Annotated in this window: 12 protein-coding genes; 10 read left to right on the forward strand and 2 right to left on the reverse strand. The window is 66.2% G+C overall.

Annotated elements, in window-relative coordinates; genetic code table 11:
* Positions 1 to 41: 41 nt before the first annotated feature.
* From queA to secF, 5 genes are all read left to right on the forward strand, one after another.
* The gene (queA, locus tag ABD024_RS05125) at positions 42 to 1,073 is read left to right on the forward strand and encodes a tRNA preQ1(34) S-adenosylmethionine ribosyltransferase-isomerase QueA (RefSeq protein ID WP_343850321.1); all 1,032 of its coding nucleotides are present in this window, start codon (positions 42 to 44) and stop codon (positions 1,071 to 1,073) included.
* A gap of 150 nt (positions 1,074 to 1,223) precedes the next feature.
* A complete protein-coding gene (gene tgt / locus ABD024_RS05130; protein WP_343850323.1) occupies positions 1,224 to 2,351 on the forward strand; it encodes a tRNA guanosine(34) transglycosylase Tgt in 1,128 nt (375 codons plus the stop codon).
* 192 nt (positions 2,352 to 2,543) lie between these two features.
* Positions 2,544 to 2,876 carry a preprotein translocase subunit YajC gene (gene yajC, locus ABD024_RS05135; protein ID WP_343850325.1) on the forward strand — a complete coding sequence of 111 codons (333 nt, stop codon included), beginning with the start codon at positions 2,544 to 2,546 and terminating at the stop codon, positions 2,874 to 2,876.
* A 111-nt stretch (positions 2,877 to 2,987) separates the two neighbouring features.
* Positions 2,988 to 4,871, forward strand: a complete 1,884-nt coding sequence (gene secD / locus ABD024_RS05140) for a protein translocase subunit SecD (RefSeq protein WP_343850327.1) — start codon at positions 2,988 to 2,990, stop codon at positions 4,869 to 4,871.
* A gap of 9 nt (positions 4,872 to 4,880) precedes the next feature.
* Entirely contained in the window at positions 4,881 to 5,843 is a 963-nt protein-coding gene (gene secF / locus ABD024_RS05145; RefSeq protein ID WP_343850329.1) for a protein translocase subunit SecF, read from the forward strand.
* A gap of 73 nt (positions 5,844 to 5,916) precedes the next feature.
* Here the strand turns inward: secF and murU are convergent, their stop codons facing one another.
* Together murU and ABD024_RS05155 are read right to left on the reverse strand one after the other, a co-directional pair.
* Complete coding sequence (gene murU / locus ABD024_RS05150; RefSeq protein WP_343850331.1) at positions 5,917 to 6,621, reverse strand: N-acetylmuramate alpha-1-phosphate uridylyltransferase MurU; 705 nt, start codon at positions 6,619 to 6,621, stop codon at positions 5,917 to 5,919.
* Positions 6,618 to 7,631 (reverse strand): aminoglycoside phosphotransferase family protein, encoded by a 1,014-nt coding sequence (locus ABD024_RS05155; protein ID WP_343850333.1) that lies wholly within the window; start codon positions 7,629 to 7,631, stop codon positions 6,618 to 6,620. Before ABD024_RS05155 ends, murU begins: the two co-directional genes overlap by 4 nt.
* Positions 7,632 to 7,771: 140 nt before the next feature.
* Here ABD024_RS05155 and ABD024_RS05160 point away from each other — a divergent pair, with 140 nt between their 5' ends.
* From ABD024_RS05160 to ABD024_RS05180, 5 genes are all read left to right on the forward strand, one after another.
* Entirely contained in the window at positions 7,772 to 8,260 is a 489-nt protein-coding gene (locus ABD024_RS05160) for an SUF system Fe-S cluster assembly regulator (protein WP_343850335.1), read from the forward strand.
* Positions 8,261 to 8,268: 8 nt separating this feature from the next.
* Positions 8,269 to 9,735, forward strand: a complete 1,467-nt coding sequence (gene sufB, locus ABD024_RS05165) for a Fe-S cluster assembly protein SufB (RefSeq protein ID WP_343850337.1) — start codon at positions 8,269 to 8,271, stop codon at positions 9,733 to 9,735.
* 165 nt (positions 9,736 to 9,900) lie between these two features.
* Positions 9,901 to 10,680 (forward strand): Fe-S cluster assembly ATPase SufC, encoded by a 780-nt coding sequence (gene sufC / locus ABD024_RS05170; RefSeq protein ID WP_343850339.1) that lies wholly within the window; start codon positions 9,901 to 9,903, stop codon positions 10,678 to 10,680.
* Complete coding sequence (gene sufD, locus ABD024_RS05175) at positions 10,677 to 11,996, forward strand: Fe-S cluster assembly protein SufD (RefSeq protein ID WP_343850341.1); 1,320 nt, start codon at positions 10,677 to 10,679, stop codon at positions 11,994 to 11,996. Before sufC ends, sufD begins: the two co-directional genes overlap by 4 nt.
* Positions 11,997 to 12,051: 55 nt before the next feature.
* The gene (locus tag ABD024_RS05180; protein ID WP_343850343.1) at positions 12,052 to 13,296 is read left to right on the forward strand and encodes a cysteine desulfurase; all 1,245 of its coding nucleotides are present in this window, start codon (positions 12,052 to 12,054) and stop codon (positions 13,294 to 13,296) included.
* Positions 13,297 to 13,339 lie beyond the last annotated feature (43 nt).

Genomic DNA, 13,339 nt, shown 5'->3' on the forward strand with positions numbered 1-13,339 from the left:
CTGCGGGATAATGGCCCGTTTTCCAACGCCGGCCATGCCCATTGAAGAAATCCGATTTCGATTTTGACCTGCCGCCCGAGCTGATCGCGCAGGCACCGTTGCCCGAGCGCTCGGCCAGTCGCCTGCTGCTGCTCGACGTGGCGGCGCAGTCGCGCCAGGACTGCATGTTCCGCGAGCTACCGGACTTCCTGCGTCCCGGCGATCTGCTGGTGTTCAACGACACCCGGGTGTTGCCGGCACGGCTGTACGGCCGCAAGGACACCGGCGGCGCGGTGGAGATCCTGATCGAGCGGGTCACCGGCGCGCACGAGGCCACCGTGCAACTGGGGGTCAGCAAGAAGCCGAAGGAGGGCGGCCGGATCGAGCTGGCCGACGGCAGCCACGCGGTGGTGCTGGGTCGCGAAGAGGGTTTCTTCCGGCTGCGTTTCGAGGCGCCGGAGCCGCTGGAGAAGCTGCTGCTGAAGCTGGGCGAGATGCCGTTGCCGCCGTACATCGAGCGGCACGCCGACGCCAGCGACATGGAGCGCTACCAGACCGTGTTCGCACGCGAGCCCGGCGCGGTCGCGGCGCCCACGGCCGGGCTGCATTTCGACGAGGCGATCCTGGCCAGGCTGCGCGAGCGCGGCATCGAATTCGGCTACATCACCTTGCATGTGGGTGCCGGCACGTTCCAGCCGGTGCGCGTGGACGACCTGAAGGACCACCACATGCACCGCGAGTGGCTCAACGTCGGGGCGCACCTGATCGGGCAGATCCGCCGCACGCGCGCGAGCGGAGGGCGGGTGATCGCGGTGGGCACCACCGTGGTGCGTGCGCTGGAAAGCGCGAGCAAGAACGGCGAGCTGTACCCGTTCGCCGGCGAGACGCAGATCTTCATCTTCCCCGGCTACCGCTTCACCAGCATCGACGGCCTGCTCACCAATTTCCACCTGCCGCAGTCGACCCTGCTGATGCTGGTGTCCGCGCTGGCCGGCCGCGAGTTCGTCCTCGATACCTACCGCCATGCGGTCGAACAGCGCTACCGCTTCTTCTCCTACGGGGACGCGATGCTGATCCTGCCGCACGGCGTGTAACCAATACCGTAGGAGCCCGCTCGCGGGCGATGCTGTTGCCCTGGTGTCCGCCGGAGATTCAAAACGAGAGCATCGCCCGCGAGCGGGCTCCTGCAACAACAGATATGCCGGGTGGTGGGCGGAGTTTGGCAAACCCGCGATAATGGTCGGATGACTTCCCTCCAGTTCGATCTGCACGCCACCGACGGCGCCGCCCGCCGTGGTCGCCTCACGTTTGCCCGCGGTACGGTGGAGACGCCGGCGTTCATGCCGGTGGGCACCTACGGCTCGGTCAAGGCGATGACCCCGCGCGACGTCACCGAGATCGGCGCCGAGATCATCCTGGGCAATACGTTCCACCTGTTCCTGCGGCCGGGGCTGGAGATCGTCGAGCAGTTCGGCGGGCTGCACAAGTTCATCGGTTGGGACAAGCCGATCCTCACCGACTCGGGCGGCTTCCAGGTGTTCTCGCTGGCGCACAAACGCAAGATCACCGAGGAAGGCGTGACGTTCGCCTCGCCGGTGGATGGCTCGAAGGTGTTCCTGTCGCCGGAGGTGTCGATGCGGATCCAGAAGACACTGGATTCGGACGTCGCGATGATCTTCGACGAGTGCACGCCGTATCCGGCCACCGAGAAGGTGGCGTCGGACTCGATGGATCTGTCGCTGCGCTGGGCCGCGCGCTCGCGCCAGGCGTTCGACGAGTTGAACAACCCGAACGCGCTGTTCGGCATCGTGCAGGGCAGCGTGTACGAGAACTTGCGCCAGCGTTCCGCCGCGGGTCTGGTGGAGATCGGTTTCGACGGCTATGCGGTGGGCGGTCTTGCCGTGGGCGAGCCGGAGGCCGAGCGCAACCACACGCTGGACTTCACCGTGTCGCTGCTGCCGGCCGACAAGCCCCGCTACCTGATGGGCGTGGGGCGGCCGGAGGACATCGTCGAGGCGGTGCGCCGCGGCATCGACATGTTCGACTGCGTGATGCCCACTCGCAACGCGCGCAACGGTTTCCTGTTCACCGCTGCGGGCACGCTGCGCATCCGTAACGCGAAATACGCCGCCGATACCGGGGTGATCGAGGAGGGCTGCGACTGCTACGCCTGCAGCCACGGTTTCAGCCGCGCCTACCTGCGCCACCTCGACCGCTGCAACGAGATCCTCGGCAGCCAGCTCGCCACCATGCACAACCTGCGCTACTACCAACGGCTGATGGCCGGCCTGCGCCAGGCGATCGCCAGCCGGACGCTGGAGCCGTTCGTGGCGGAGTTCTATGCCCGTCGCCAGGGCGCCGTGGTTTCGTAGGGGCACAAGCGTCGGGGGCGCCCGAGGCGGCCTTGCAACCGGTGCGGGCTGCCCTCAGTAGTGATCAGCCGGCTGGCTGCGATGGAACTGGTGGCGCCGTGCACGGCCCGGGGGTGCATGGCATAATCGGGAATCTTTTATCAGGCGTCCGGCTGAAATCCTCGGCGGCGCCATAACTTGCGAGACAAACCCATGAGTTTTCCGATCTCTCCCGTGATCGCCCAGGCCGCTGCTCCGCAGCCTGCCGGTGGCGGCATGTCCATGATCATCATGATGGTGGTGCTGTTCGGCCTGATGTATTTCATGATGATCCGCCCGCAGATGAAGCGGCAGAAGGAGCATCGCGCGCTGATCGCCGGCCTGGCCAAGGGCGACGAGGTGGTCACCAACGGCGGCATCGCCGGGCGCGTGGAAGAGGTAGGTGAGACGTTCATCACGGTCGAGATCGCGACCAACGTGAAGGTCAAGGTGCAGAAGGGCTCGGTCCAGCAGGTATTGCCCAAAGGTTCGCTGAAATCCGTCTGAGGACGGGTTCGAGGCGCCGCCCGGCAGCCTGGGCGGTGCTTTCTCACGCGACTATTTCCCGATTGTTGCTACCGCTGCGGCCTGCTGCTGCGGCTTTGATGGATGCAAGGCATGAGTGATTTTCCTCGCTGGAAGTACGCGCTGGTCGCGTTGGTGATGTTGTTCGGCATCATCTACGCGTTGCCGAATGCATTTCCGCCGGTGCCGGCCGTGCAGGTCACGGCCAATCGCGACGCACCGCCGATCGACCAGACGGTGCAGCAGAAGGTGGCGGCGGCGCTGACGGCAAAGAAGATCGCGGTCACCGACGTGTTCGTGGAAGGCGACCATCTGCTGGCCACTTTCGCCAACTCCGACGTGCAGAAGAGCGGCGCCGACGAGATCAAGGCGGTACTGGGCGACGGCTACACCGTGGCGTTCAAGCTGCAGTCCAACGTGCCGCACTGGCTGGGTGCGATCGGCGCCCGCTCGATGCCGCTGGGCCTGGACTTGCAGGGCGGCGTGCATTTCCTGATGCAGGTCGACCAGAAGGATGCGATCGAGAAGCAGGAAAACAGCTACGCGGACGATATCCGCTCCCTGCTGCGGGACAAGAACATCCGCTATGAATCGGTCACGCGCAGCCCGGTAAGTGACCAGGGCATCGCGGTGATCCTGCGTTCGGCCGCCGACCGCGCCACCGCGGCCGACGCGATCGCGAACGAATACACCGACCTCAACGTGGCAACCGGTGCCAGCACCGGCGACCGTTTCGTGTTGAACGTGGTGATCAAGCCGGAAAAGCTGCGCGAGCTGTCGCGTAGCGCGATCACCCAGAACCTGGGCACGCTGCGTAACCGCATCAATGCGCTGGGCGTGTCCGAGCCGTTGATCCAGCAGCAGGGCGACAGCCGCATCGTGGTCGAGTTGGCCGGCGTGCAGGACCCGACCGAGGCGAAGAAGCTGATCGGCGCGGTCGCCACCCTGCAGTACCGCCCCGGCATCGGCCAGCCCGGCGATGCCCGCGCGGTGGAAGCAGCGCGCACCGGCAACATCCCGCCGGAAGCGAACCTGTACTACATGCGCGGCGACAACCGGCCGGTGCTGGTGAGCAAGCAGATCATCGTGACTGGCAATCAGCTGGTGGATGCCTCGTCGGGCATTGACCAGCAGAGCGGCACGCCGAAGGTCGACGTCACCCTGAACGCGGCCGGCGCCAAGAAGATGGGCGACTTCACCAATGCCAACGTCGGCAAGCCGATGGCCGTGCTGTACGTGGAGCAGGTCTACGAGACGAAGGTGATCGACGGCAAGGAAGTGCGTGTGCCGAAGGTGACCGAGACGGTGATCAACGACGCCACCATCCAGAGCCCCTTCAGCAAGCAGTTCCAGACCACTGGCCTGGGCAGTGCGAAGGAAGCCTCCGACCTCGCCCTGCTGCTCAAGGGCGGTGCGCTGGCCGCGCCGATGGACATCGTCGAGGAAGGCGTGATCGGCGCCAGCCTCGGCCAGGACAACATCGACAAGGGCTTCAAGGCGGTGCTGCTGGGCCTGGCGCTGGTGCTGCTGTCGGCAGCGGTCTACTACAAGCTGTTCGGCCTGGTCGCGGACATCGCGCTGTTCTTCAACCTGGTGATCCTGGTGGCGGTGATGTCGCTGATCGGTGTCACCCTGACCATGCCGGGCGTGGCGGGCATCGTGCTGACCCTGGGCATGGCGATCGATGCGAACGTGCTGATCTGCGAACGCGTGCGCGAGGAATTGCGCAACGGCTCAAGCCCGCACGCCTCGATCCGCGCCGGCTACGAGAAGGCCTGGTCGACCATTCTGGACGCCAACGTTACCCACCTGATCGCCGCGCTGGCGCTGACCACGATGGGTACCGGTGCGATCAAGGGCTTCGGCGTGACGCTGATGATCGGCATCCTGACCTCGCTGTTCACCTCGGTGACGCTGACTCATGCGTTCACCGCGGCGATCCACGGCCATCGCAAGCTCAAGACGCTGTCGGTCTAAGGAACCACCATGGAAATTTTCAATCACGACAGCAACATCCACTTCCTGGGGATGCGCAAGTACACCATTACCATCGCGGTCCTCCTGATGGTCGCCTCGATCGCGCTGATTGCGGTAAAGGGGCTCAACTACGGGATGCAGTTCAACGGTGGCGTCTCGATGGTGGTCGACTACCAGCAGTCGGTGGAGATCGCCGACGTGCGTGCGGCGCTGGACAAGGGCGGCCTCGACCATGCCATGGTGCAGAGCCTCGGCGGTACCCGCGAGGTATCGATCCGCCTGCAGCCGAAGGACGATCCGGCGGCCACGGACGCCAGCGGCAAGTTCAATCTCGACCGCATCTCCTCTGACGTGATCAATGTGCTGCAGGCGGCCCGCCCGGACGCCAAGCTGAAGAGCCGCGACTTCGTCAGCGCCGAAGTGGGTGCGGAATTGCGCAGCGACGGCACCGTGGCCGCGATCTTCGTGATCCTCGGCATCATGGCCTACCTGTGGATCCGCTTCGAGCGCCGCTTCGCGATCGCCGCGGTGTTCACCGAAGTGCACGACACGCTGGTGACGCTGGGCATCCTGGCGCTGGTGCAGCGCGAATTCGACATGACCGTGCTGGCCTCGGTGCTGGCGGTGATCGGTTACTCGATCAACGACAAGGTGGTGGTGTTCGACCGTATCCGCGAGCTGTTCCGCCTCGCGCGCAAGGCCGAGCCGGAAGAGATCCTCAACCGCTCGATCAACAACACGCTGTCGCGAACCATCATCACCTCGCTGTTCACCGGTATCACCATGGGCGCGCTGTACTTCTTCGGCGGTACCGCGGTGCACGGCTTCGCCATCACCATGCTGATCGGCATCGTGGTCGGTACGCTGTCCTCGATCTTCGTGGCCAGCCCGATCCTGCTGTGGCTGGGCGTGTCGAAGAAGGACCTGATGCCGGTCACCAAGGAAAACCCGGAACTGGCGCGGCGTCCGTAAGCGTACAGACTCTGTCGAAACGCAGCGGCCCGGTTTGTACCGGGCCGCTTTTTATTTGGGTCATCCGTGCGCGCTATTCGCGCAGTTCCGCTTCCAGCTGTGCCAGCCGTTGCGGCGTGCCCACGTCGGTCCATGCGCCCTGGTAGTGGCTGCCATTGATCGCGCCATTCGTCATCGCCGCGCGCAACAGCGGCGTGAGCCGGAAGCGGGGTGGCTGCATTTCCGTGCCGGCGCCGGTGCCGATCACCTCGCGCCAGCCCTGCAGCAACTCCTGCCGATACACGCCAACCCCGCTGAAGGTCAGCCGCGCATCGCCATCGTCATGAACGATGCCCTGCGCATCCAGCGCAAAATCGCCATGCGGGTGCTGCGGCGGATTGTCGACCAGCAGCAGGTGGGCAAGACCGGCGGGTTCGCTCGGCAAGGCGGCAAAATCGGCGTCGCACCAAATGTCGCCGTTGACCGCGATGAACGGCGCGCTACCCAGCAGCGGCAGCGCATTCAGCATGCCGCCGCCGGTTTCCAGCGGTGTCGCGCCTTCGTAGGCGTAGCGGATGCGCAGGCCCCAGCGCGAGCCGTCGCCGAGCGCGTCGGGAAACTGCTCGGCCAGGTGCGAGGTGTTGATCACCACGTAATGCACGCCGGCCGCGGCGAGTTTTTCCAGGTGCCACACGATCAGCGGCTTGCCGCCCACGTTCAGCAGCGGCTTGGGCGTACGGTCGGTCAGCGGGCGCATGCGCTCGCCGAGACCGGCGGCGAAGATCAGCGCGTGCCTCATGCGGCCACCGGCAGGCGCAGGTCGCGTGCGCCGACGTGGCGCCGCAGCAGCGCCACGAAATCGGCCAGCTCGGGGTAGCGCCCCGCCACGTCGACCACGTACTCGTATACGCGAGGCAGGTCGTCGAGGTAGCCGTGCTTGCTGTCGCGGTAGTGCAGCCGGCAGAAGATGCCGAGTACCTTGATGTGGCGCTGCAGGCCGACCAGGTCGAACCAGCGCAGAAAGCGTTCGCGGTCGACGTCTGCGGCAACCAGTCGCGCCGCCTGCAGGCGGCGCCGATAACTTTCCGCCCAGGCTTCCACGCGGGCACGCTCCCACACGATGTAGCAATCGCGCAGCAGCGAGGCGAGGTCGTAGGTGATCGGGCCGAGCAAGGCGCCCTGAAAGTCGATGATCCCGGGGTTGTTACTAGCGGTGATCAGCAGGTTGCGGCTGTGATAGTCGCGATGCACGAAGCAGCGCGGCTGCTCCAGCGCGTTCTTCAGCAGCACGGTGAACGCCGATTCCAGCACGTCCCACTCCTCGCACTCGGGCGTGTAGCCCAGGTGCCGCCGCAGAAACCACTCCGGCATGATCTCCAGCTCGCGCTGCAGGAAGGCGTGGTCGTACGGCTGCATGCCGGCGACGTCCACGTCGCGCTGCATGCGCAGCAAAGCGTCCATCGCGTCGTCGTACAGCGCATCCACCGTGTTGTCGTTCAGGGCCGGCAGGTACAACTGCGAGCCGAGGTCCTCGATCAGCAGGAAGCCCTGCGCGAGGTCATGTGCCTGCACCGCCGGCACATGCAGGCCGGCGGCGGACAGCCGGGCGCCGATCTCCAGCCAAGGCCGCGGATCCTCCTGCGCCGGCGGCGAATCCATCACCACCCAGCTGCGTCCGGCGTGCCGGGTGCGCCAGTAGCTGCGGAAACTGGCGTCGGCCGAGGCGGATTCCAGGGTCAGGCTGGCGTCGTCCAGCACATGGCGGGTCCAGGCAAGGCGGGCGGCGGCGCGGTCGGGAATCGGGGTCATGGCAACCATGGGCAACGGAATGGCGCCAGCTTAGCGATCCGTCGGCGTTGTGACGAGGCGGTGAGCGCCGTGGCATTGACCGCGCGGCGTCGAATCAGTACCATTTTAGTCCCGATTCAAGTATCCAGCCCGAGCGCCCCATGCTCCGCGTCAGCCGACTGACCGATTACGCCACCGTGGTGATGACCTGCATCGCCGCGCACCCGACCGAGGTGCTCAGCACGGTGCAGATCGCCGACGAGGCGCGGCTGGAACTGCCCACGGTCAGCAAGCTCTTGAAGGCGCTCAGCCATGCCGCGCTGGTCGAGTCGTTCCGCGGCGTCAACGGCGGCTACCGGCTGGCTCGGCCGGCCGGCGAGATCTCGCTGGCCGAGATCGTCGAGGCGCTGGAAGGCCCGATCGGCATGACCGAATGCAGCGTGGCCGAAGGCCAGTGCGATCGCGAGTCGCAGTGCGGCGTGCGCGGCAGCTGGCAGCTGGTCAACAACGTGCTGGACAACGCGCTGCGCGCAGTCAGCCTGGCCGACATGCTCAAGCCGCAACCGCCACGGCCATCGCGCAGGATTACCGCCGTGCCCGTGAGCGAGATCGCCATGCCGGCGAAAGCCGGCCGGGTCACCACCGAATGAACGAGATCATGAACAACCAGAGCAGCACTGCCGCCACGCTGCGCGACAACGCAGGCGTGGCCGAGGTCCTTGGGCGCAGCTACAGCGCCGGTTTCATCACCGAGATCGAGATGACTGGCCTGCCGCCGGGCCTGGACGAGGAAACCATCCGCGCGCTGTCCGCGATCAAGCACGAGCCCGAGTGGATGACCGAGTGGCGGCTGGAAGCCTACCGGCACTGGCTGACCATGCCCAAACCCGACTGGGCCAAGCTCAACATCGACCCGATCGACTATCAGGCGATCAGCTACTACGCCGCCCCCAAGGTGGCGCCGAAATCGCTGGCCGAAGTGGACCCGGCGCTGCTGGAAACCTACGAGAAGCTGGGCGTGCCGCTGCACGAGCGCGCCGCGCTGGCCGGCGTGGCGGTGGATGCGGTGTTCGACTCGGTCTCGGTCGGCACCACGTTCCGCAAGCAGCTGGCCGAGGCCGGCGTGCTGTTCTGCTCGATGAGCGAGGCGATCCGCGAATACCCGGACATCGTGCGCAAATACCTCGGCAGCGTGGTGCCGACCGGCGACAACTTCTTTGCTGCGCTGAACTCGGCGGTGTTTTCCGATGGCAGCTTCGTGTTCATTCCCAAGGGCGTGCGCTGCCCGATGGAGCTGAGCACCTATTTCCGCATCAATGCGCAGAACACTGGCCAGTTCGAACGCACCCTGATCGTGGCCGAGGAAGGCGCGCACGTCTCCTATCTCGAAGGCTGCACCGCGCCGAAGCGCGACGAGAACCAGCTGCATGCGGCGGTGGTGGAACTGGTCGCGCTGGAAAAGGCGCAGATCAAGTATTCCACCGTGCAGAACTGGTACCCCGGCGACGAGAACGGCGTCGGCGGCATCTACAACTTCGTCACCAAGCGCGGCGACTGCCGCGGCGACGATTCCAAGATCTGCTGGACCCAGGTCGAAACCGGCTCGGCGATCACCTGGAAATACCCCAGCGTGGTGTTGCGCGGCGACCGCTCGGTGGGCGAGTTCTACTCAGTGGCGCTGACCCATCACTACCAGCAGGCCGATACCGGCACCAAGATGATCCACCTCGGCAAGTACACCAAGTCGAAAATCGTCTCCAAGGGCATCAGCGCCGGGCGCAGCTCGAACAGTTATCGCGGCCTGGTGAAGATGGAGAAGGGCGCCGAGGGCGCGCGCAACTACACCCAGTGCGACAGCCTGCTGATCGGCAAGAAGTGCGGCGCGCACACCTTCCCGTACATGGAAGTGAAGAACCCCACCGCGATCGTCGAGCACGAGGCCACCACCTCGAAGATCTCCGACGACCAGATGTTCTACTGCCGCGCGCGCGGCATCCCGGAGGAGGACGCCGTGTCGATGATCGTCGACGGCTTCTGCAAGCAGGTCTTCCGCGAGCTGCCGATGGAGTTCGCGGTGGAGGCGAAGAAATTGCTCGAGGTGTCGCTGGAAGGCGCGGTCGGCTGACCTGCGCCAACAACTCACCGAAGAGGCGTCATTCCCGCGAACGCGGGAGAAGCTTTACAACAGCCGAAGGGCTGGTCACCCACTTTGACTTTGTCGCATGAGGGCCAATGGATTCCCGCGTTCGCGGGAATGACGGCAATCAAGGCAGTAAAGGGCACAAAAACCATGCTGAAAATCGAAAACCTGCACGCCCGCGTCGAGGGCAAGGAAATCCTCAAGGGGCTCAGCCTCGAAGTGAATGCGGGCGAGGTGCACGCGATCATGGGGCCGAACGGCGCCGGCAAGTCCACGCTGGGCCATGTGCTGTCCGGTCGCGACGGTTACGAGGTAACCGCCGGCACGGTGACCTACAACGGCATCGACCTGCTGGCGCTGACACCGGAAGCGCGTGCCGCGGCCGGCGTGTTCCTGGCGTTCCAGTACCCGGTGGAGATTCCCGGCGTCAACAACACCTACTTCCTGCGCGCAGCGTTGAACGCGCAACGCAAGGTGCGTGGCGAGAAGGAACTCGATTCCATGCAGTTCCTCAAGCTGGTGCGCGAGAAGCTGAAGGTGATGCAGATCTCCGACGAGTTGCTCCATCGCGCCGTCAACGAAGGCTTTTCCGGCGGCGAGAAGAAGCGCAACGAGATATTCCAGATGGCCGTGCTGGAACCGCAGCTGGCGATCCTCGACGAGACCGATTCGGGCCTGGACATCGACGCGCTGAAGCAGGTGGCGCAGGGCGTCAACACGCTGCGTTCGCCGCAGCGCGCGTTCCTGATGATCACCCACTACCAGCGCCTGCTCGACTACGTGGTGCCGGATTTCGTGCACGTGCTGGCCGATGGTCGCATCGTCGAGAGCGGCGACAAATCGCTGGCGCTGCAGCTGGAAGAGCATGGTTATGCCGGTATCGGCGCAAGCCATCCGGCAGGCTCGCGTCCAGCCGGAGCCGTGGCATGAGCCAGCCGGCATCCCTGCCGTTGGTCGCGTCGCTGCTCGACGCGCCGCTGCCGGCCAGCGGTATCGCCTGGCTGGATGCGTCGCGGCGCGAGAATCGCGCGGCGTTCGCCGCCAGTGGCCTACCCGATGCGCGGGTCGAGGCGTGGAAGTACACCGCGCTGCGCGGACTCGCCCAGCGCAGTTTCGTCGGCGGCGATGCGGCTGCCGCGACGCGTGTCGTCGATGCGGCGACGTTCGCGTTGCCCGGCGTCGACGGGCCGCGGCTGGTCTTCGTCAACGGCGTGTTCCGCGCCGATCTGTCGGCGCTCGCTGCGCTGCCCGACGGGCTTTCGCTGCAGCCGCTGTCGCAGGCGCTGCGCGGCGATGCGGAGCCGCTGCGCTTCGCGCTGTCGCGGCCAGCTCTGGTCGGGCATGTCCGCGAAGCCGGTGACGCGTTCGTGCGGATCAACGCCGCCAGCGCCGGCGATGGCGTGGTGCTGCGGGTCGCCGCCCACGCGAAGATCGCTGCACCGGTGCACCTGGTCTTCGTCGGTGCTGCAGCCGAAGCCGAGCTGGCCTGGCATGCGCGCAACCTGATCGAGCTGGGCGAGGGCGCCTCGCTGAGCCTGGTCGAACACTACGTGAGCAGTGGCGAGCAGGCCCAACTGGCCACCCTGGTCAGTGACATCGAACTGCGCGAAGGCGCGCAGCTTCATCACACCGTGCTGCAGAACGCCGCGCTCGGCGCAAACCTGATTCGCCGCAGCGGCCTGCGCCTGCACGCGCGCGCGCAGGCGCTGCTGCACGTGCTGGAGCTGGGCGGCGCGCTGGTGCGGCATGACCTGCAGGCCGAGCTGGTCGGCGACCATGCGCAATTCCATACCCGCGGCGTATTCATGCCGCACGGCCGCCAGCACGTCGATACCCAGCTGGCGATCCGCCACCAGGCGCTGCACACCACCTCCACGTCCAACTGGCGCGGCGTGGCCAGTGACCGCGCACGCGGGGTGTTTCGCGGCGCGATCGTAGTGGCGCCCGGCGCCGACGGCAGCGATGGCAGCCTCAGCAACAAGAACCTGCTGCTGTCGCCGACCGCCGAGATCGACACCAAGCCGGAACTGGAAATCTACGCCGACGAGGTGAAGGCCGCGCACGGTGCCACCGTGGGCCAGCTCGACGAGCGCTCGCTGTTCTACCTGCGTTCGCGCGGCATCCCGTTGACCGAGGCCCGCGCGCTGCTGACCGCCGCGTTCTGCCGCGCGGTGCTGGACGATCTGCCGAACCAGGCGCTGCGCGAACATCTGTCGGGCTTGCTGATCGCGCAATTGCCGGCTTGATCTTTTCTCCTCCCCTGTTCGTACGGGGAGGGAGCCACCTACGGAAACGTCGAAGATGAATGCACAAGCCAGCACGCCCACCGTCTTCGACGTCCGGCGCATCCGCGCGGATTTCCCGCTGCTGGCGCGCAGCGTGCACGACAAGCCGCTGGTCTATCTCGACAACGCCAACACCAGCCAGAAGCCGTCGTCGGTGATCGAGGCGGTCGGCATGCACTACCGCGAGCACAACGCGAACGTGGCGCGCGCGGTGCACCAGCTCGGCGAAGAGGCCACCGCCGCGTACGAGGGCGCGCGCGACAAGCTGGCGCGCTTCATCAACGCGCCGTCGCGCAACGAGGTGATCCTCACCTCCGGCACCACCCAGTCGATCAACCTGGTCGCGTACAGCTATGCGCTGCCGCGACTGAAAGCCGGCGACAGCATCCTCACCACGGTGATGGAGCATCACGCCAACATCGTGCCGTGGCAGCTGGTGGCCGCGCGCAGCGGCGCCACGGTCAAGGCCGCGCCGATCGACGAGCGCGGCGAGCTGATCGTCGAGAAATACATCGAGATGCTGACGCCGGAGGTGAAACTGGCCTGCGTCACCCACGTCTCCAACGTGCTGGGCACGGTCAATCCGGTGCGCGAGATCGCGCGCGAATGCAAAAAACGCGGCATCCCGCTGCTGGTCGACGGCTCGCAGGCGGTGCCGCACCGGCCGGTCGACGTACAGGCGCTGGGCTGCGATTTCTACGCGCTCACCGGGCACAAGATGCTTGGCCCCACCGGCACCGGCGTGCTGTGGGCGAGGCATGAGCACCTGGAGGCGATGCCGCCGTTCTTCGGCGGCGGCGAGATGATCCGCGAGGTGCGCTTCAGTGGCACGACCTTCGCCGCGCCACCGCACAAGTTCGAGGCGGGCACGCCGAACATCGCCGGCTTCGTCGGCCTGAGCACGGCGATCGACTACTACGCATCGGTGGGCTTCGCGGCGATCCACGCATGGGAGCAGAACCTGCTCGCTTACGCCACCGAGCGTCTGCGCGAAATTCCCGGCCTGCGCATCTTCGGCGAAGCGGCGGAGAAGGAGCCGGTGATCTCGTTCCTGCTGGAAGGCGCCCAGGCTACCGACATGGCCACCCTGCTCGACCTGCAGGGCGTCGCCGTGCGCTCAGGCCATCACTGCGCGCATCCGCTGATGCAGTTCTACGGCGTGCCCGCCACGCTGCGCGCCTCGCTGGCGTTCTACAACACGCGCGAGGAGATCGATGCGTTCGTCGTGGCCCTGCTCAAGGTGCGCAAGCTGCTGATGTGAGGCGGCGCAAGGTCGCATGGCCTTGTCGCTGCTGCCGGCATTA

Source organism: Rhodanobacter soli (genome assembly GCF_039523495.1).
GTDB classification, from domain to species: Bacteria; Pseudomonadota; Gammaproteobacteria; order Xanthomonadales; family Rhodanobacteraceae; genus Rhodanobacter; species Rhodanobacter soli.

Coding starts and splice junctions, on each gene's coding strand:
- sufD (WP_343850341.1), top strand. CDS start 10,677: ATGAGCCAGCCGGCATCCCTGCCGTTGGTCGCGTCGCTGCTCGACGCG.
- secF (WP_343850329.1), top strand. CDS start 4,881: ATGGAAATTTTCAATCACGACAGCAACATCCACTTCCTGGGGATGCGC.
- murU (WP_343850331.1), bottom strand. CDS start 6,621: ATGAGGCACGCGCTGATCTTCGCCGCCGGTCTCGGCGAGCGCATGCGC.
- ABD024_RS05155 (WP_343850333.1), bottom strand. CDS start 7,631: ATGACCCCGATTCCCGACCGCGCCGCCGCCCGCCTTGCCTGGACCCGC.
- sufB (WP_343850337.1), top strand. CDS start 8,269: ATGAACAACCAGAGCAGCACTGCCGCCACGCTGCGCGACAACGCAGGC.
- ABD024_RS05160 (WP_343850335.1), top strand. CDS start 7,772: ATGCTCCGCGTCAGCCGACTGACCGATTACGCCACCGTGGTGATGACC.
- sufC (WP_343850339.1), top strand. CDS start 9,901: ATGCTGAAAATCGAAAACCTGCACGCCCGCGTCGAGGGCAAGGAAATC.
- ABD024_RS05180 (WP_343850343.1), top strand. CDS start 12,052: ATGAATGCACAAGCCAGCACGCCCACCGTCTTCGACGTCCGGCGCATC.
- tgt (WP_343850323.1), top strand. CDS start 1,224: ATGACTTCCCTCCAGTTCGATCTGCACGCCACCGACGGCGCCGCCCGC.
- secD (WP_343850327.1), top strand. CDS start 2,988: ATGAGTGATTTTCCTCGCTGGAAGTACGCGCTGGTCGCGTTGGTGATG.
- yajC (WP_343850325.1), top strand. CDS start 2,544: ATGAGTTTTCCGATCTCTCCCGTGATCGCCCAGGCCGCTGCTCCGCAG.